The following is a 17,727-nucleotide window of genomic DNA, read 5'->3' as shown; positions in this document are numbered from 1 at the left end:
CCCTTGCCTATCCAGGGAGTCCGGCGGGGACGGATATTCATCCCGTCACAGGCCTTGCAGGCTGATGGGAAACGGGGTGGATGCCATGGTCAAGCCATGGCAAGACGGAGAGAGGACGAGAGGCGCGTGCCTTTCCGCCAATCTCTGCCCCTCAAATCCCCTTCAGTGTTTCCCGGGCGATGATGAGGCGCTGGATTTCGCTGGTGCCTTCGTAGATCGTCGTGATTCGGGCGTCGCGGGCGTAGCGCTCCAGCGGATAGTCCTTGATGTAACCGGCTCCGCCATGAAGCTGCAGGGCGGTGTATGTGGCCTTCTGGGCGGCTTCCGAGGCAAAGAGCTTGGCCATGGAGGCTTCGCGGGCGAAGGGGCGGCCCTGATCCTTCAGCCATGCGGCCTGCAGGATGAGCAGGCGTGCTGCTTCCAGCTCGGTTTCCCGGTCGGCGATCATCCACTGGATGCCCTGCATGTCCGACAGGGGTGCACCGAACTGCTGGCGCTCCTTCACATAGGCCTTGGCCGCGCTCATGGCGGCGCGCGCAATGCCCAGCGACAGGGCGGCGATGCCGATGCGCCCGCCTGCCAGTTCTCCCACTGCAACGCGGAAACCCTGATTTTCATGCCCCAGCAGGGCAGATGCGGGCACGCGGCAGTCCTGAAACAGCACCTCGTTGGTGGCCGAGCCCGTCTGGCCCATCTTCTTTTCCGCCTTGCCGATGATGAGCCCCGGCGTCCCGGCCTCAACGAGGAAGCAGGAAATGCCCTTGCCCTTAGGTGCGGCAGGATCGGTGACGGCCCAGACGACGAAGACGCCCGCATATTCGGCGGAGGTGATGTAGAGCTTGGCGCCATTCAGGATATAGCTGTCCCCGTCCTTCACGGCGCGGGTCTTCATGCCGGCCGGGTCTGAGCCAGCGCCTGCTTCCGTCAGGCAGAAGCCGCCGGCCGCATAGGTGCCATCGGTGAGCTTGGGCAGATAGGCGGCGCGCTGGGCTTCGTTGCCGACGGCCTGGATGACCTCGCCCACCATGTTGGACACCGACACGGTGACGCCGGTGGAAGCGCAGGCCTGTCCCAGAGCTTCGACGGAGAGTGCAAAGGCCAGCGTACCCGCTTCCGTGCCGCCGTAGTCGCCCCGCACATTCAGACCCATGAAGCCGTTTTCGGCCAGAATCTTCAGGTTTTCCAGAAACGCCTCGCGTCCGCCGCCTTGGTCCAGCGTTTCGGCCAGCGGCGCCAGCCGGTCTGCCGCCAGCTTGCGGGCGGTTTCGGCGATGAGGTTCTGTTCCTCGGTCAGGTCGAAATGCATGGCTTTTCTGCTCCCGCAATGAGGCCGGATCCTGCGCGAAAGCTAGCGAAGGGGGCAGAGCCTGTCCATTGGCCGGGAGCCCTCCAAAGGGCGGACAAGCCTGCGAATTTCCCCCGGGATCTTTGCCCTCAGAACAGGCTGCCCTGACTGGAAGCCGGTGCATCCGGCTTCGATGCGGCGGCTTTGGCGGCGCGGGGCTTCTTCGCGGGCGGCACGGTGCTGCTGCTGGCGGAAGAAGATGCGGGGCCGTCACCTTCCACCACTTCGGCGGCAAGCTGGCCGCCGGCCAGTTCGATGGAGAGCAGGGTGCCTGCGGGGGCATCGGCGGGGTTGCGCAGTGGCTGGCCATCGGCAGCGCGCACCAGCGCATAGCCGCGTGACAGCACATCCTTGTAGGACAGGGACTTCAGCAGCTTGGACAGACTGTCGAGCCGGGCGCGGCGTTCCTGCGTCAGCTGCTGGCCGGTGCGGCCCAGCCGGGTGGAGAGCGTGCCGAGCCGCTCCTGCCCCAGCCGGATCTGGCGGATCAGCGGAGCGGGCGTCAGGCGGCCGGAGACGGCGTTGAGCCGCTGCGACTGGCTGGCAATGGCAACGGTGAGGGCACGGGCCAGCCGCTCTTCCAGACCGGTCAGCCGGTCGCGGGCCTGCGTGGTGCGGCGGGCCAGCGTCAGCGGCGTGAGCAGAGCCTCGGCGCGCATCAGCCGGGTGCGGTGGGCGCGGGTGTTGACGGACAGCCCGCGCTCCAGGTTACCGGCAGCAAAGTCGAAGCGCTGGCGCGGCAGGGCCAGAAGGTCACGCGGGGCGGGCAGGGCGGCGGCGGCGGCGCGCAGCTCCGTCCGGCGGCTGGCCACCAGCCGCAAGAGCCCGGCGGAAAGGCGGCGGTTCAGATCGTTGAGCGAGGCCATCAGCTCCGCCTTCACCGGCACGGCGATTTCGGCCGCGCCCGTGGGCGTCGGGGCACGCAGGTCTGCGGCCAGATCGATCAGCGTCCAGTCGGTCTCGTGGCCCACGGCAGAGATCAGCGGGATGGCGCTTTCAGCTGCAGCGCGCACCACGGCCTCGTCGTTGAAGCCCCACAGATCCTCAAGGCTGCCGCCGCCACGGGCAACGATGATGAGATCCGGCCTGGGAATGGCCCCGCCCTCGGGCAAGGCATTGAAGCCACGGATGCCGTTGGCGACTTCCGCGCCGCAGGTTTCTCCCTGCACGCGCACGGGCCAGACCAGCACATGCAGCGGGAAGCGGTCGGAGATGCGGTGCAGGATGTCGCGGATCACCGCGCCGGTGGGCGAGGTGACGACGCCGATGACACGCGGCAGGGTGGGCAGCGGCCTCTTGCGCTCAGGCGCGAACAGGCCCTCGGCGGCGAGCTTTCGCTTGCGTTCTTCCAGCAGCGCCATCAGCGCCCCGGCACCCGCCGGTTCCAGCGCATCGATCACCATCTGATACTTGGACTGGCCGGGGAAGGTGGTGACCTTGCCGGTGGCGATCACCTCCAGCCCCTGCTCCGGCTGGATCTTCAGCTTGGAAACGGCACCCTTCCAGATGACAGCGGAGAGCACCGACCGGTCATCCTTGAGGTCGAGATAGATGTGGCCGGAGCCGGGCCGCGAGATGCGCCCCAATTCGCCGCGCACCCGAACATAGCCGAAAGCATCCTCAAGCGTGCGCTTGATGGAAAAGGAGATGTCGGAAACCGTGAATTCGGCGATGTTGGAATTCGGGGATGCTTCAGTCACGCCACTCGTCCTGCCTGTTGGCGCCAAGGTGGACGGACGGGCAGCCGGGGTCAAGAGTGCCTTGGGCTCTCCCCGTCAATCGCTGTGAATGCAGCCGGGGGATTGGCCAGAAGCTCGCAGATATACTGCAGCCGTTGCAGGATCTCCTCCTCCGTAAAGGGAGAGATGGAGAACATTGTCAGCTGCCACACGCCCTCAAGGGCGAGAAAGGCGATCTCGGCAAACTCCGGATTCTCGCAGGTGGCCCGGATCTCGCGGATGAGGTTTTCGTGGTGTGTCTTCACCGGGGCGAGCAGTTCCGGTTCTTCGGCAATGGCAGCCAGCATTCCGGTCGGCGGCTCGCTCAAGGGACAGACCTCCCGTGCGACCGCCTGAATATAGGCCCGTATCAGGGCATTTGGTTGCCGATCGCGGGATGTCTCGTGAAAGGTTTCGGCCAATGTCTTCTCAAGCAGCGAAATATGCCGCTCGACCATGGCGCGCAGAAGCTCGGATTTGGACTTGAAGTGATAGAGCAGCCCGCCCTTCGAGACGCCAGCTCTTTCGGCAACAGCTTCAAGCGACAGCTTGCGGGCGCTTTCCGCGTAGACGAGTTCCACGGCCGCATCGATCAGCCGCTCCCGTGTCGCTTCCCGCTTTGTCTGTCTTGAGCCCTGTTGCACTTCAGTCACATTCACCGCCGCTGCTTGTCATTTTCCGCATTGCGTCATCTTGACTTTACCGTCCGGACGGTAAAGTTTGCAAGCCAATGAGCGCAGATTGGTGATTACCCCTATAAAGAGTGATCGAAAATCCTTCGCTCCAGCGATACTATCCGCGGCAAAGCCCGGCAGGAAACTGTGGGGGGCAGTCGCATTAGAAAGCGGCCGGTTCGCCGCATGACCGGGAAACAGATGAAACGTTTCATTATCGGGCTTATTGCCATTGCGATCGTAGGTGCCCTGGGATACGGCGCCTGGTGGTTCGACAACTTCCGCGCGGGGATGATCCAGGCGTTCTTCGCGCAGCCGCGCCCGCCGATCACCATCTCGGCGCTGACCGTGGAGCCGGAGCGGGTCGAGCCCGTGATCCAGTCCATCGGCACCATCCGCGCGCGTCAGGGCGTGGATGTTCCGGCCAGAACCTCCGGTATCATCAAGGAAATCCTGTTCGTGTCCAACCAGGACGTGGAAAAGGGCGAGCTGCTGGTGCAGCTTGATGACGAAACCGAACAGGCCGACATGATCGCCGCCAAGGCGAACGAGGCCCGTGACGCACAGGCGCTGAGCCGTGCCTCAGCGCTGAACACCCGCGGCTTCAGCTCGACCTCGGATCTCGACAATGCGACGGCGGCGCTGGATGCCTCCCGCTCGCAACTGGAGCGCGTTCAGGCCGCGATCAACCTCAAGAAGATTGTCGCGCCCTTCTCCGGCACGATCGGTATCGCCCGGGTGGACGAAGGCCAGTATCTGCAGCCCGGCACGGTCATCGCCACCCTGCAGGACCTCAAGGTCATGAAGGTCGATTTCACCATCCCCGAGCAGCAGCTGCCGCTCGTCAGCATTGGCCAGGAAATCAAGGCAGGTCTGACGGAAGGCGAGTTCAGCCATCGCGGCAAGATCACCGGCATCGACCCCAAGGTCGATCCGCAGTCGCGCCTCGTCTCGCTGCAGGCGGAAGTGGACAATTCGGAAGGCCTGCTGCGCCCCGGCCAGTTCGCCTTTGTCGATGTCGTGCTGCCGGCCGAGGAGAACGTCATTGCCCTGCCGCAGACGGCGGTGGTGCAGAGCCTCTATGGCACCTACGTCTTCCGTGTGGTCGATGCCAAGCCGGAGGAAGGTGCCGCCGCTGACGCGCCGAAGAAGCAGATCGTCGAGCAGGTGTTCGTCACCGCAGGCCGCCGCTTCGGCACCCAGATCGAGGTCAGCAAGGGCGTTTCCGCCGGCGATGTGATCGTCAATGCCGGGCAGAACAAGCTTGCCGCCGGCAACAGCGTGACCATCGACAATACGATCATGCCCAATGCCACGGGCATGACGACCGGAGAGTAAGAATGAATTTCTCCGAAATTTTCATCAGGCGGCCTGTGCTGGCGGTAGTGGTCAACGTGTTGATCCTGCTGATGGGCGCGCAGGGCATCCTGAACATGTCCATCCGCCAGTACCCGAAGATCGACGAAACGGTGATCACCGTGACGACGGCCTTCGTCGGTGCCAGCGCGGATCTCATCCAGGGCTTCATCACCACACCCATCGCCAAGGCAGTCGCCTCGGCAGAGAACGTGGACTACGTGTCGTCCAAGAGCACGCTTGGCGTGTCGACCGTCACGGTCAACATGAAGCTGAATTCTGACCCGGACAAGGCGCTGACGGAGGTCATCTCCAAGGTGCAGCAGGTTCGTGGCCAGCTTCCCAGCGAAGCGGAAGATCCGGTGATCCAGAAGGGCACCGGCCAGTCCTTCGCGATCATGTATCTGACGGTGCTGTCGGACGTGATGTCGCCGCAGGAAATCACCGAGTTCACCTCCCGCGTGATCCAGCCGCAGCTTTCGATCGTCGAGGGCGTGGCGGATGCGCAGATCCTGGGTGAGCAGACCTTCTCGATGCGTATCTGGATCGATCCCATCAAGCTCGCCGCCCGCAATGTGACGGCAGCGGAGGTGCTTTCGGCCATCCAGAGCGCAAACTTCCTGTCGGCTCCCGGCAAGACGGAAAACGAGTACGTCGCCTATCAGATCGAGACCCGGACCACGCTGCAGACGCCGGAAGCCTTCGGCGCCCTGCCGATCCGCTCCGATGGCATCGATGTGGTGCGCCTGCGTGACGTGGCCCGCACGGAACTCGGCTCGAAGAGCACGGATGTGCGCGTGTCCTTCAACGGTCAGGGCGGCATCTTCCTCGGTATCATGCCGACACCTTCCGCCAACCCGCTGGATACGGCACAGGGCATCCGCGATGCACTGCCGAAGCTGCAGGAAAACCTGCCTGAGGGCATGTCGGTCGTCGTTACCTATGACTCGACCCAGTTCATCAGCGCCTCGATCACCGAAGTGTTCAAGACCATCGGCGAAGCCGTGGTCATCGTGATTCTGGTGATCCTGCTGTTCCTCGGGTCCTTCCGCTCGGTGATCATTCCGATTGTGACCATCCCCCTGTCGCTCATCGGTGTGTGTTTCTTCCTCTGGGCGCTGGGCTATTCGCTCAACACCCTGACGCTGCTGGCCATGGTGCTCGCCATCGGCCTCGTGGTGGATGACGCCATCGTGGTGGTGGAGAACATCCACCGGCATCTGGAGGAGGGCCTCAAGCCCATTCCGGCGGCAATCATCGGCATGAAGGAAATCTTCGGGCCGGTGGTGGCCATGACGATCACGCTGGGCGCCGTGTATGCTCCCATCGGCTTTGCTCAGGGGCTGACCGGGGCGCTGTTCCGCGAATTTGCCTTCACGCTGGCCGGTGCCGTGTTCATCTCAGGCTTCGTCGCGGTGACACTGTCGCCGATGATGTCCTCGCGCCTGCTGACGGCGGACCAGAGCCGCTTCCAGAAGTTCGTGGACCGGATCTTCTCGCGGCTCACCGTCTGGTATGGACGCCGCCTCAAGGCGACGTTCAACTACAAGCCGGTGACGCTGCTCGTTGTCATCGGTCTGATGGGCCTGACGGGCTTCATGTTCGTCAAGATCTCCTCCGAGCTTGCTCCGGAAGAAGATCAGGGCGCGCTGTTCTCGCTTGTGACGGCTCCGCAATACGCAACCTCCGACTACACCGAGCTCTACACGAACCAGTTCTATGAACTGACCGATGATGCGCCGGGTGTGGACACGCGGTTCCAGATCGTCGGTTTCGGCGGCACCAACAGCGCGTTTGCGATCTGGGTGCTGAAGCCCTGGGGTGAGCGTGAACAGTCGCAGAAGGAGATCCAGCAGATCGTCCAGGCGGGCCTGCAGAAGTCTGCGGGTGTGGAAGCCTTCGTCTTCGCGCCGGAATCCCTTCCGGGCGGCGGCGGTGGCCTGCCGATCCAGTACGTCCTTCAGACCACCGGCACCGCCGAACAGGTCTATGAAGTGGCGGAACAGGTGAAGCAGCGTGCCATCGCCTCGGGCCAGTTCATCGTGGTGCAGAACTCGATGTCCTTCGAAAAGCCCCGGACCACGGTCACCATCGACCGCGACCGTGCAGCTGCTCTGGGTGTGCCGGTTTCGACCATTGGTCAGACCCTCAACATCCTTGTGGGTGATGCCCAGGTTGCCAAGTTCGACCGTGATGGCCGCGCTTACGAAATCATCCCGCAGGTGGAAAAGCAGTTCCGCATGAACCCGGAACGGCTGGGCGAACTCTATGTTCGCTCGGCGAGCGGGGCGATGGTGCCGCTGTCCTCCGTGGTGAAGATCGAGACCAATGCAACGGCCGTGGCCGAAGAGCAGTTCAACCAGCTCTATTCGGCAACGCTCTCTGCCCTGCCGATGCCGGGCGTGACCACGGGTGACGGCCTTGCGACCCTGCAGCAGATTGCCCGCGAGGAAATGCCGGAAGGCTTCTTCGAGGACTATGCCGGCCAGTCGCGCCTTGAGGTGAACGAAGGCAACACCATCATCATGGCCTTTGGCCTCGCCATCATCGTGATCTATCTCGTGCTCGCCGCCCAGTTCGAAAGCTTCCGCGATCCCTTCATCATCATGATGTCGGTGCCGCTGTCAATTTTCGGTGCCGTGGTGCCGCTATTCATGGGGGCGGGAACGCTCAACATCTACACGCAGGTGGGCATGATCACGCTTGTGGGCCTGATCACCAAGCACGGCATTCTCATGGTCGAGTTTGCCAATGCCCAGCGTGAGCAGCACGGCCTGAGCAAGCAGGAGGCGATGATCGAAGCAGCGCGTGAGCGTCTGCGCCCGATCCTCATGACCACCGGCGCCATGGTGCTGGGCGTCCTTCCGCTCGTCATGTCGGAAGGTGCCGGCGCTGCGGCCCGCTACTCGATCGGTCTGGTGATCAGCACGGGCCTTGCGGTCGGTACGCTCTTCACCCTGTTCGTCGTGCCGATGTTCTACATGTACATCGGCCACGGCGACCACAAGAAGACGGACGAGGACGATGAGGTGCCCGCAGCCGGCCACCACAAGCCTGTAGGCCATGGCAATGCCCATGGCGCAGGCGAGGGCCCGGCAACGGCCTGATTTGAACCTTGAGCCTTGAATGATTGGACGCCGCCCCCCACAAAGGGGCGGCGTTCCCGCTTGTCCTGCAAGCCACCAGCCCCCTGCCCAATCAGGATGACGCCATGGCCAAATACGAATTCCGCATGCAGCGCCTGTTTGTGGAGGCTGCGCTTGCCCCGGATGCAGAAATTGCTGCTGACAAGACGCAGGCCAATTACCTTCTCAACGTACTGCGGCTCGCAGAGGGCGATGAGGTTTTGCTGTTCAACGGCCGGGACGGCGAATGGCGCGCGCGCCTGAAGCTGCCCAGCCGCAAGAGCGTCCTGCTTTGCCCGCATGAGCAGACGCGGCCGCAGCCGTCCTCTGACGGCCTCGTTTATCTCTTCGCGCCGTTGAAGCACGCCCGCCTCGACTACATGGTGCAGAAGGCGGTGGAGATGGGAGCGGCGCGGCTGGTGCCGGTCATCACCGCGCACACCCAGGCTGCCCGCGTCAACACAGAACGCATGACTGCCAATGTGATCGAGGCGGCCGAGCAATGCGGCATCCTAGGCCTTGCCACGGTCGAGGAGCCCCGGGCTCTGGCTGCCGTGCTGGCGGACTGGACGGCGCGGGAAGGGGAGCGGCGGATCATCTTCTGCGACGAAAGCGATGATGGCGCCAACCCGCTGCAATTGCTCTCATCCCTCAGGGATGAAGGGGGTGCCACTGTGCCGCCAGCTGTCCTGATCGGCCCGGAAGGCGGCTTTTCGGCAGCCGAACGCGCGCAGCTGAAGAGCCTTCCCTTCGTCACCGCCATTCCGCTCGGCCCCCGGATCCTGCGCGCCGACACGGCCGCTGTGGCCGCGCTGGCGGTTGTTCAATCGGTAATTGGCGATTGGTAACCCCATTCATCAAACAAGTTTGATTGTGTGGCGCGCAGGCCCCCGGTAATGTGCGCGCCGATCTCAAGTTTGAAAGACGACGCATGGCCCGCGATACCGTTGATTCCACCCCGATTTCGGGCGCCCGTGAACTCGCTGAACATCTGGAGTCGGGCTGCAAGCCGGAGGACGGCTTCCGCCTTGGCACCGAGCACGAGAAGTTTCCCTTCTACAAGGCGGATTTCTCTCCGGTTCCCTATGAGGGGCCGCGCGGCATCGAGGCCCTGCTGACGGGCATGGAGACCATGCTGGGCTGGGAGCGCATCTCGGACCGTGACAAGATCATCGGCCTTGCCGATCCGGTTGCCGGCGGCGCCATTTCCATCGAGCCGGGCGGGCAGTTCGAGCTGTCGGGTGCGCCGCTCGACAGCCTGCACCAGACCTGCCGCGAGACCCATGCGCATCTGGCGCAGCTGCGCGAGATCGCCGAACCGCTCGGCATCGGCTTCCTGGGCCTTGGCTTCACGCCGGACTGGCGGCGGGACCAGATCCCTGTCATGCCCAAGTCGCGCTATGCGATCATGACCAACTACATGCCGAAGGTCGGCTCGCTCGGCCTCGACATGATGTACCGCACCTGCACCATTCAGGTGAATCTCGACTTCTCCAGCGAAGCCGACATGGTGAAGAAGCTGCGCGTCAGCCTGGCGCTGCAGCCGGTGGCCACCGCCATCTTCGGCAATTCGCCCTTCACGGAAGGCAAGGTGAATGGCTTCCAGTCGTTCCGCGCCGAAATCTGGAAGGACACGGACGCCGACCGCACCGGGCCGATGCCTTTTGCCTTCGAGGACGGCTTCGGCTTTGAAGCCTACGTGAACTGGGCCATCGACGTGCCGATGTATTTCGTCAAGCGCGGCGATACCTATCACGATGCGACGGACACCACCTTCCGCCAGTTCATGAACGGGGCGCTGAAGGACCGGCTGCCGGATGGGCTGCCGACCATCGGTGACTGGAACAACCACCTGTCCACCCTGTTCCCGGACGTGCGCCTGAAGAAATATCTGGAGATGCGCGGCGCGGATGGCGGCCCCTGGCGCAAGATCTGCGCGCTGCCCGCGCTCTGGGTGGGCCTGCTCTATGACAAGGGCATCCTTGAGGATGCCTGGCAGATGGTGAAAGACTGGACGGCGGAAGAGCGCCTTGCCCTGCGCAACGGTGTGCCCATCCATGGTCTTCAGACGCCGTTCCGAAAGGGCAAGGTGCTGGATCTCGCCCGCCAGATGACGGCCCTGTCGCTGGAGGGCCTGAAGCGCCGCGCAAGGCTTAATGACGGCGGACAGGACGAGCGGGTGCATCTGGCAACCGTGGAAGAGACGCTTGCCCTCGGCATTTCCCCGGCTGACCAGATGCTGGCGAAGTTCCACGGCGAATGGCAGGGCGATGTGACCCGCGCTTATGCGGATTACGCCTACTGACAAGGCCCGTTTGACCGGCCCGGACTTCAACTCCCTGTTGATGGACGGGCCGGGCGGGGCTCAGGCGCAACGCGCCATTTGACGTCTGCCGCCGTTGCGCGGATCATGGGGAAGGCTCACGATCCGGTGCGAGGCATTATGAACGGCATGGCAGGACATCCCTTCTCCTTCGATCCCGCACAGGTTGTCGATGCTGTGCGCCAGCAGTTCGGCCTCAACGAGGCGGATGTGGCCCGGGCCATGGGGGCGCTGATCCCCACCGCCTTCACCGGCCTGAAGCACACGACGGCCGCGCCCAACGCGTTCCAGTCCTTCATGAGCTTCCTGCAGGGACAAGCGCCGTCCGTGATGGCCGAGCCCTTCTCGGCGGCGCCCGTGCCGTGGTTCTATGGCTCCGATCCGCTGCAGAAGGCGGTGGCATCGCAGATTTCGGCTTTCACGGGCGTGCAGCAGGAGGCGGTGGCCGCGCTCATGCCCGTTGCCGCAACGCTGGCGCTTGGGAATGTGGCCCGGCCTTTCCTGCAAGGGCAGGCGCGAGATTTGCTGGATGCCTTCATGGCCGGTTATGCCCGCGGCCGCCCGAAGCCCATGCCGGGTGTGGCGATGATGGCGGGCTATGGCGAAGCGGTGCAGTCGTTCTGGTCGGGCTTCTTCGGTTCTGCCGCCGATGCGGCCAGCAAGGCGGCCAGCTTCTGGGGGATGCCTGCCGCAGGGCAGGGCGGCAGCGCGCAGCCTGCGCCGGCTCCAGCCGCGCCCGAGGCTCCAGCCCGCCCGGCGGCGGCACGAAAGCCTGAACCGGCTCCTGCTCCTGAAAGCGCACCCGAGCCGGAGGTGGCCGCACAGGCGGCGGCGCCGGGTGCATCCATTGTTGAAGACTGGCTGTCCGCCGGGCGCGCCTTTCAGGAAAACCACATGAAGGCGATCGAAGGCCTGTTCGAGCGTTTCGGCCCCTCTGCCTTGCCGGGCCGGGCGTGAGATAAAAAAAAGGCCCGCCGGGGGAGGCGGGCCAGGTATTGTCGGCAAGGCAATCGCCGACGGGGTAGGGCGATGGACCAGACCTCGAAGCCTGCGCGGGGGGGACAGCGGCAGGCGAGATCCCGTCCATCAGTCTCAGGCAGCCATCTGCGGGCCTGCGTTGGATGCTGCAAAGACCGGTGCGGTCTTCTGAGGCTGCGGGATCAGCACGATGCTGGCCGGAACCTGTGCCTGCGGTGCCTGTGCATTGCTCCGGGAGGCCTTGGTCAGGGCAAACGACGGATCACGGAAGAAGGGCGCCGCAAGTGCTTCGCGAACATCCCCCCTTGTCAGCCCGATATCCGCGAGCTGAGCATCTGTGAGGTCATTGAGTTTGCCCGCCTGATGGCGGTTACGCAGCACGCGCCATGCTCGCGCTGCGATACCGGCGATGCGGTGGATCAGCTGCGTCTTGAGCGGGGCGTACATGGCGTCAAACTCCTTCGTCTCCGGGAGGCCTCGCTCCCGTCATGGTCTGTCATATTCTTCCGGTCGAGCTCAGTAGTTTTACGCTCTTCCGATAGGGGGACCATGTCAGAGCCGCTTGAATTTATCTAACGAATGTTTTTAATGGATTTGATCAATGTTGGTGATGGAAAGGCCGCGGATGCAGGAAAAGTCCTGTATTTCTGCGTCTTTGGCGGCTGTATGGCGAGGGTTTGATGCTCGATCTCGATCAATTGCGCACATTTGTGGCCATCGCCGAATATGGCAGCTTCACCCGCGCGGCGGAGATGGTGCACAAGACCCAGTCCGCCGTGTCCATGCAGATGCGGCGGCTGGAGGAGCGAATCGGCCGCCCCATCTTCATGCGCGAGGGGCGCCTGTCGCGTCTCACCGAAGAGGGGGAGAAGCTGCTGCACTATGCCCGCCGTCTGGTGCAGCTGAATGACGAGACGCTGGCCGCCTTCGACGAAACCGAAGTGCAGGGCATGGTGCGGCTGGGCACGCCCGATGATTATGCCGACCGTTTCCTGCCGGAAATTCTGGCGCGGTTCTCCCGCTCCAATCCCAAGGCCGAGGTCAGCGTGGTCTGTGCCCCGACTGCCAACCTCATCGATCTCGTCGTCGCCAATGAGCTGGATGTGGCGATCATCACCCACGTGGAAAAGCCCGGCGGCCAGCGCGACGAGGTGATCCGGCGCGAGCCGCTGCTCTGGGTCACCTCAGCCCGCCATGCGGTGGAAAACGAGGACGTGTTGCCGCTGGCGCTTGGCCGTGCCACCTGCGGCTGGCGGCGTGCGGCGCTTCTGGCGCTGCGCTCGGTCGGGCGGGAGCACCGGCTGCTTTATTCCAGCTGGAACTCCACCGCCGTCGGTGCTGCCGTTCTGGCGGGTCTGGCAGTCTCGGTGCTGCCCGAATCGGCTCTGCGTCCCGGCATGAGGGTGCTGGCGGAAGCTGATGGCTTTCCCAAGCTGCCGGAGTGCGAAATTGCCGTCATGCGCTCCTGGCACCAGCATTCCCGTGTGACGGAAGCGCTGGTGGAACACATCATCTCGTCTCTCGACAACCTGTCGGTGCCGCAGGCGGCGGAATAGGCCTGCCGCTTACCGGCTGCGCAGCATGATTACATTGCCGGCGATGACGAGGACGAGGCCGAGCAGGGCAGCGAAGGTCCAGACATAGCCTTCAAAGATGGTGGAGACCGTCAGCGCCACCACGGGGAAGATGACCGTGGAATAGCCCGCCCGCGCCGGGCCGATACGGCCGAGCAGCGTCAGGTAGGAGGCAAAGGCCAGCACGGAAGCGATGATCGACAGATAGGCGAGGCTGCCGAGATAGGTGAGTGTCGGCTCCACCGCGAAACTGTCGCCGCGCAGCAGGCTGAACGTGCCGAGCAGCGCCGCGCCATAGATCATGCCCCATGTGGTGGCGGATGTGATGCTGATGCCCGCCGTCTGGTTGGATGAAGACACCATGTTGCCGAGGCAGAAGGACAGGGTGCCGGCCGTGCACAGGGCAAGGCCCTTCAGCGCATCAAGGTTCAGTTCAGCCCCTGCAATCTGCGGCCAGAACATCAGGGCAATGCCGGAAAAGCCGATGAGCCCGGCGCCCAGAATGATCAGCTTCGGCCTCTGCCGGAACAGCACCACGCCGAGAATCAGATTGAAGACGGAAGCCAGCGAGAACACCACTGCCAGCAGGCCGGAGGGCAGATATTTGGCGCCGTAATAGAACAGGGTGAAGTTGGTGGAGAAGATGAAGAGCCCGAGCGCGGCAAAGCGCAGATGGGTGCGGAGCGGAAAGGCGAGCCTTTGCCTGCGGATCAGGCTCCAGCCCAGCATCACCGATGCGGCGAGCACGAAGCGCCAGAAGACGGAAACTTCGGGGGCCACATTCGCCACCTGCCCCTTCATGGCGATCCAGCTGAAGCCCCAGGAAAAGACGGTGAGGCCATAAAGGCCAAGGTCCTTCGAGGTCAGCGGGGAGGCGGGGGCGGCAATCCGGCTTTCAGCCATCGTCATCTCATGTCTCTCTTCTGCCGGGTGTCCGGGCCGGGAGAATGCGCCGTAGACGCGGGAATTTCAAATGATAGTCGTTGAAGCAACCGATCTGGTTTGTGAATGGAACCTGAGGGAAGCTTCAGGTCCTGTGATGCCAGATTGGCTGATATCCGCCAGAAAGGGCCGCTAGAGACAGCGCCGGGGTGATGACATGAAGGCGAGAGACGGGGCTCGTGGCCGCATATCCGTCCGGGCTCCAGCGCAGCATGCGGCCTGACTTGAGGGCGAGAAATCCGGCTCCGTCCGTCAGCATGGTACCATCCGGCAGGGACGTGAGAGCCGCGCCATCAGCAGGCTTGCCCTGCCAGCGCGGGCCGCGCTCGGGTGCCAGCTGCCGGTCCATCCAGTCCGCGCCGGGCACGGCCTCAAGGCCAAGATACCGGGCCGCCGCCGTGGCATAGGCCTGCGCCTCTACCCGTCTGCATTCAAAGCAGGGCCGGTGCCCGGCGGCAAGAGCCGTCACCTCATCCAGGAAGAACAATTCCGTATAGCCCGCTCCCATCACCTGACGGCGGCGGTTCTTGAAGGAGAGGACGCAGCAGATCCAGCGCCGGGAGGCTTGTTGCCGCCGGATCGTCCGGGTTTGCGGATCATGGATCTGGCCGCCCCGGTTGCCCATCAGCAGGCCCCGGCAAGGGTGAGAGACGAGCTCTCCATCGGGCCAGACCCGGTTCTGCAACGGCATCGTCGTGTTCTCCATTCAAAGGGAGGGCTGCGGACAGTGCGTCGTCTTCCCTTGACTAAGACAGCGATACTGCCACATTCGCCAGCGCTGCCGATATCTGCCGGAGACCCCATGCACGTTCTTGTCATCGAAAACTATCCGCTCACGCATCACGGCCAGGTTGGCCGCGCCCTTCAGGATGCGGGGGCCGAAGTGACCGTGGTGAAGGCCTTCGAGGGGGAACCGGTGCCGCAGCGCGCTGAGCGTTTCTCCGGCCTTGCCGTCTTTGGCGGCGGGCAGAACGCGCTGGATGACGAGGGCTCGCCCTTTTTACCGCAGATCTGTGATCTGATCCGCGACTTTCACGAGGAGCAGAGGCCGGTGCTGGGCATCTGCCTTGGCTCGCAGCTCGTTGCCCGGGCCTTCGGCGGGCGCAACATCATCGGCAGGCCCATCGAGTTCGGCTGGCATGACGTGACGCCAACCGATGCGGGCAAGGCGGATCCGGTGCTGTCGGCGCTGGGGGAGGGTGCGCCGCTGTTCCACTGGCACAATGACACGTTTGATCTGCCCGAAGGCGCGGTGCATCTGGCCACAAGCGCCCAGACACGTCATCAGGCCTTCCGCATGGGCGCGGCGACCTATGGCATCCAGTTCCATTTCGAGGCGGCCGAGCCCGAAGTGCGCGACTGGTCGCGGGATTTCGCCGGCATGATAGCTGAGAACACTCCGGATTGGGCGCAGCGGCTGGAAGCCGAGATTGCCCGGCACGCAGCCCACGCCGATACCACCGGCGCCCGCCTTGCCGCCAACTGGGTCCGCCTGCTCAGGTGAGGCGGACCCGGCCGGGCTGTCAGCGCCAGCGGTCGGCGAAGTCAGCGGGCAGCAACAAGTTGTGGCGGCCCAGATCCTTGACGTTGCGCTCGCCGCAAAGCGCCATGGTGATGTCCAGCTCCTTGTGGATCACCTCAAGGGCCCGCGTCACCCCGGCCTCGCCCATGGCGCCCAGACCGTAGACAAAGGCGCGGCCGATCATGGTGCCCTTGGCGCCGAGGGCCAGCGCCTTCAGCACGTCCTGACCGGAGCGGATGCCGCTGTCGAGATGGACCTCGATCTTGTCCCCCACCGCATCCATGATCTTCGGCAGGGTCCGGATGGAACTGAGGGCGCCGTCGAGCTGGCGGCCGCCGTGGTTGGACACGACGATGGCATCGGCCCCCACATCCAGCGCCTTCTTCGCGTCTTCCGCATCCAGAATGCCCTTGAGGATGACCGGCCCGTCCCACCACTTGCGGAACTCGCGGATGCGGTCCCAGTCCAGCGACGGGTCGAAGGATTCCGCCGTCCAGGTGCTGAGTGAGGAGGGATTGGTCACGCCCTTGGCATGGCCGACGATGTTGCCGAAGAAGCGCCGTTTGGTCTGCAGCATTTCCAGGCCCCAGGGTACCTTGGTGGCCAGGTTCAGGATCGAGGAGGGCGTCAGCTTTGGGGGCGCGCTGAGCCCGTTCTTCAGGTCCTTGTGGCGCTGGCCCAGCACCTGCAGATCGACAGTGATCACCAGCGCCGAGCATTTGGCCGCCTTGGCGCGGTCAAACAGGCGGCGCATGAAATCGTCGTCCTTCAGGGTATAGACCTGAAACCAGAACGGCTTGCTGGTGTGCTCGGCCACGTCCTCGATGGAACAGATCGACATGGTGGACAGGGTGAAGGGCACACCGAATTTTTCGGCCGCGCGCGCGGCCTTGATCTCGCCGTCGGCAGACTGCATGCCGCAGAGCCCGACCGGGGCCAGCGCCACGGGCATGGTGCAGTCCTGCCCAGCCATCTGCGATGCGGTGCTGCGGCCTGCCATGTCGACAGCCACACGCTGGCGCAGGCGGATCTCGTCAAAGTCCGAGGAGTTCTCGCGGAATGTCTGTCCGGTCCAGCTGCCGGTCTCCGCATAGTCGTAGAACATCCTTGGCACACGGCGCTTGTACAGCCGCTTGAGGTCTTCGATCTCGGTAATGATGGGCATGCTTTCAGATCCTTCCCAAGGTGGCGGGACTGCGGTCCGGGTTTCACGTCTGGCGGGCGGCCGCCGGTTTGGCTGATGATTTGGCCTTGGCGCGCCGGGGTTTCGGCAGGCTGGCAATGCGCTGATCAAGCCTGAGGTTCGACAGGGCGCTGCGGGCGCCTTCCTGCCCGGCCTCCGTCAGCGCGCGGCGCACAAAGGCAATGTGTGCTTCTGCGGCCTGCCGCGCGCCTTCGCTGTCGCCGGCGGTCACTTTGGCGAGGATGGTCCGGTGCTGGTCCAGCAGCGCCTCGCGGGCGCCGGGATGGCGGAAGAGCTTTTGCTGGCTGAAGTAGACGCCGGTTTCCAGCAGGCGGTAGCAGGCCCTGAGCGTGTGCAGCAGGATCATGTTATGGGCAGCTTCACCGATCGCCTGATGAAACTCCACGTCAAGCCGCGCCTCGGCCTCATGGTCTTCCGCCTCGAAGGCAGCGGCCATGGCTTCGACAATGCGCGTCAGCAGGGCGTGATCGGCAGCGGTAGACCTTGCCGCTGCCTTGGCTGCTGCAAGGCCTTCAATGTCGCTGCGGAAGTCGAGATAGTCCTCAATGGCGGCAGGATGGCGGGCGATGAGATCCACCAGCGCTTCAGAAAACACCGAACCGGTCAGGTCGGCCACATAGGTGCCGCCGCCCTGGCGGCTCACCACAAGCCCGCGCTCTTCCAGCGTCTTCAGGGCCTCACGCAGGATCGGCCGCGACACATCCACCAGATCCACCAGCTCCCGCTCGGGCGGCAGCCGGTCGGCCGGGCGCAGCACGCCATTGAGGATCAGAAGCTCGATCTGATCCACCACGGCATCGGCGGTACGGGCATGATTGACCTTGGCGAACATGCGGCATCCCTTTCTCTTGCGATAATTGGTCAAATTTTTTGTCCAATTGCAAGTTCTACCTTTGCATGAGCCCTTACATTGTGTCGCAGCTTGCCTCCGTCGCAATTTTGCGCATGACAGATGCGAGGATCCTG

The 17,727-nt window shown here is 64.0% G+C and carries 15 protein-coding genes; 7 read left to right on the top strand and 8 right to left on the bottom strand.

Annotated elements, in window-relative coordinates; all coding sequences use genetic code 11:
• Nucleotides 1–151: 151 nt before the first annotated feature.
• From ACVNHC_RS02525 to ACVNHC_RS02515, 3 genes are all read right to left on the bottom strand, one after another.
• Nucleotides 152–1,306: an acyl-CoA dehydrogenase family protein gene (locus tag ACVNHC_RS02525; protein ID WP_457166354.1), complete on the bottom strand. Its 1,155-nt coding sequence runs from the start codon at nucleotides 1,304–1,306 to the stop codon at nucleotides 152–154.
• A gap of 128 nt (nucleotides 1,307–1,434) precedes the next feature.
• Nucleotides 1,435–3,045: an exodeoxyribonuclease VII large subunit gene (xseA, locus tag ACVNHC_RS02520; RefSeq protein ID WP_457166353.1), complete on the bottom strand. Its 1,611-nt coding sequence runs from the start codon at nucleotides 3,043–3,045 to the stop codon at nucleotides 1,435–1,437.
• Between the two features lie 50 nt (nucleotides 3,046–3,095).
• Nucleotides 3,096–3,722 (bottom strand): TetR/AcrR family transcriptional regulator, encoded by a 627-nt coding sequence (locus ACVNHC_RS02515; protein WP_209004774.1) that lies wholly within the window; start codon nucleotides 3,720–3,722, stop codon nucleotides 3,096–3,098.
• Between the two features lie 216 nt (nucleotides 3,723–3,938).
• Between ACVNHC_RS02515 and ACVNHC_RS02510 the strand changes: the two genes are divergently transcribed.
• From ACVNHC_RS02510 to ACVNHC_RS02490, 5 genes are all read left to right on the top strand, one after another.
• Entirely contained in the window at nucleotides 3,939–5,075 is a 1,137-nt protein-coding gene (locus tag ACVNHC_RS02510; RefSeq protein WP_050472055.1) for an efflux RND transporter periplasmic adaptor subunit, read from the top strand.
• Between the two features lie 2 nt (nucleotides 5,076–5,077).
• Nucleotides 5,078–8,200, top strand: coding sequence for an efflux RND transporter permease subunit (locus ACVNHC_RS02505; RefSeq protein ID WP_457166352.1), 3,123 nt, complete (start codon nucleotides 5,078–5,080; stop codon nucleotides 8,198–8,200).
• Nucleotides 8,201–8,304: 104 nt separating this feature from the next.
• Nucleotides 8,305–9,066, top strand: a complete 762-nt coding sequence (locus tag ACVNHC_RS02500; protein WP_457166351.1) for a 16S rRNA (uracil(1498)-N(3))-methyltransferase — start codon at nucleotides 8,305–8,307, stop codon at nucleotides 9,064–9,066.
• 83 nt (nucleotides 9,067–9,149) lie between these two features.
• Nucleotides 9,150–10,523 carry a glutamate--cysteine ligase gene (locus tag ACVNHC_RS02495; RefSeq protein ID WP_374629755.1) on the top strand — a complete coding sequence of 458 codons (1,374 nt, stop codon included), beginning with the start codon at nucleotides 9,150–9,152 and terminating at the stop codon, nucleotides 10,521–10,523.
• A gap of 147 nt (nucleotides 10,524–10,670) precedes the next feature.
• A complete protein-coding gene (locus tag ACVNHC_RS02490; RefSeq protein ID WP_457166350.1) occupies nucleotides 10,671–11,498 on the top strand; it encodes a DUF937 domain-containing protein in 828 nt (275 codons plus the stop codon).
• A 135-nt stretch (nucleotides 11,499–11,633) separates the two neighbouring features.
• Here ACVNHC_RS02490 and ACVNHC_RS02485 read toward each other — a convergent pair whose 3' ends face one another.
• Nucleotides 11,634–11,966, bottom strand: a complete 333-nt coding sequence (locus ACVNHC_RS02485) for a DUF1127 domain-containing protein (RefSeq protein ID WP_058897885.1) — start codon at nucleotides 11,964–11,966, stop codon at nucleotides 11,634–11,636.
• A 233-nt stretch (nucleotides 11,967–12,199) separates the two neighbouring features.
• On the opposite strand from ACVNHC_RS02485, the gene ACVNHC_RS02480 reads away from it, so the two are divergent.
• Complete coding sequence (locus ACVNHC_RS02480; protein ID WP_050472049.1) at nucleotides 12,200–13,075, top strand: LysR substrate-binding domain-containing protein; 876 nt, start codon at nucleotides 12,200–12,202, stop codon at nucleotides 13,073–13,075.
• A gap of 9 nt (nucleotides 13,076–13,084) precedes the next feature.
• Here the strand turns inward: ACVNHC_RS02480 and ACVNHC_RS02475 are convergent, their stop codons facing one another.
• Both ACVNHC_RS02475 and ACVNHC_RS02470 read right to left on the bottom strand, forming a co-directional pair.
• Nucleotides 13,085–14,002 carry a DMT family transporter gene (locus tag ACVNHC_RS02475; protein ID WP_050472048.1) on the bottom strand — a complete coding sequence of 306 codons (918 nt, stop codon included), beginning with the start codon at nucleotides 14,000–14,002 and terminating at the stop codon, nucleotides 13,085–13,087.
• 118 nt (nucleotides 14,003–14,120) lie between these two features.
• Nucleotides 14,121–14,726, bottom strand: coding sequence for a hypothetical protein (locus tag ACVNHC_RS02470; RefSeq protein ID WP_457166349.1), 606 nt, complete (start codon nucleotides 14,724–14,726; stop codon nucleotides 14,121–14,123).
• Between the two features lie 111 nt (nucleotides 14,727–14,837).
• Between ACVNHC_RS02470 and ACVNHC_RS02465 the strand changes: the two genes are divergently transcribed.
• Complete coding sequence (locus ACVNHC_RS02465) at nucleotides 14,838–15,539, top strand: type 1 glutamine amidotransferase (RefSeq protein ID WP_457166348.1); 702 nt, start codon at nucleotides 14,838–14,840, stop codon at nucleotides 15,537–15,539.
• A gap of 19 nt (nucleotides 15,540–15,558) precedes the next feature.
• Here ACVNHC_RS02465 and ACVNHC_RS02460 read toward each other — a convergent pair whose 3' ends face one another.
• Both ACVNHC_RS02460 and ACVNHC_RS02455 read right to left on the bottom strand, forming a co-directional pair.
• Nucleotides 15,559–16,722 carry an alpha-hydroxy acid oxidase gene (locus ACVNHC_RS02460; RefSeq protein ID WP_050472045.1) on the bottom strand — a complete coding sequence of 388 codons (1,164 nt, stop codon included), beginning with the start codon at nucleotides 16,720–16,722 and terminating at the stop codon, nucleotides 15,559–15,561.
• A 43-nt stretch (nucleotides 16,723–16,765) separates the two neighbouring features.
• Nucleotides 16,766–17,593, bottom strand: a complete 828-nt coding sequence (locus ACVNHC_RS02455; protein ID WP_374629760.1) for a FadR/GntR family transcriptional regulator — start codon at nucleotides 17,591–17,593, stop codon at nucleotides 16,766–16,768.
• Between the last annotated feature and the right edge of the window lie 134 nt (nucleotides 17,594–17,727).

It is taken from the genome of Pannonibacter sp. Q-1, assembly GCF_054073275.1.
This window is presented reverse-complemented; position numbering and strand designations above follow the sequence as displayed.

Coding starts and splice junctions, on each gene's coding strand:
- ACVNHC_RS02505 (WP_457166352.1), top strand. CDS start 5,078: ATGAATTTCTCCGAAATTTTCATCAGGCGGCCTGTGCTGGCGGTAGTG.
- ACVNHC_RS02480 (WP_050472049.1), top strand. CDS start 12,200: ATGCTCGATCTCGATCAATTGCGCACATTTGTGGCCATCGCCGAATAT.
- ACVNHC_RS02525 (WP_457166354.1), bottom strand. CDS start 1,306: ATGCATTTCGACCTGACCGAGGAACAGAACCTCATCGCCGAAACCGCC.
- ACVNHC_RS02500 (WP_457166351.1), top strand. CDS start 8,305: ATGGCCAAATACGAATTCCGCATGCAGCGCCTGTTTGTGGAGGCTGCG.
- ACVNHC_RS02470 (WP_457166349.1), bottom strand. CDS start 14,726: ATGCCGTTGCAGAACCGGGTCTGGCCCGATGGAGAGCTCGTCTCTCAC.
- ACVNHC_RS02460 (WP_050472045.1), bottom strand. CDS start 16,722: ATGCCCATCATTACCGAGATCGAAGACCTCAAGCGGCTGTACAAGCGC.
- ACVNHC_RS02465 (WP_457166348.1), top strand. CDS start 14,838: ATGCACGTTCTTGTCATCGAAAACTATCCGCTCACGCATCACGGCCAG.
- ACVNHC_RS02490 (WP_457166350.1), top strand. CDS start 10,671: ATGGCAGGACATCCCTTCTCCTTCGATCCCGCACAGGTTGTCGATGCT.
- ACVNHC_RS02485 (WP_058897885.1), bottom strand. CDS start 11,966: ATGTACGCCCCGCTCAAGACGCAGCTGATCCACCGCATCGCCGGTATC.
- ACVNHC_RS02475 (WP_050472048.1), bottom strand. CDS start 14,002: ATGACGATGGCTGAAAGCCGGATTGCCGCCCCCGCCTCCCCGCTGACC.
- ACVNHC_RS02510 (WP_050472055.1), top strand. CDS start 3,939: ATGAAACGTTTCATTATCGGGCTTATTGCCATTGCGATCGTAGGTGCC.
- ACVNHC_RS02495 (WP_374629755.1), top strand. CDS start 9,150: ATGGCCCGCGATACCGTTGATTCCACCCCGATTTCGGGCGCCCGTGAA.
- ACVNHC_RS02455 (WP_374629760.1), bottom strand. CDS start 17,593: ATGTTCGCCAAGGTCAATCATGCCCGTACCGCCGATGCCGTGGTGGAT.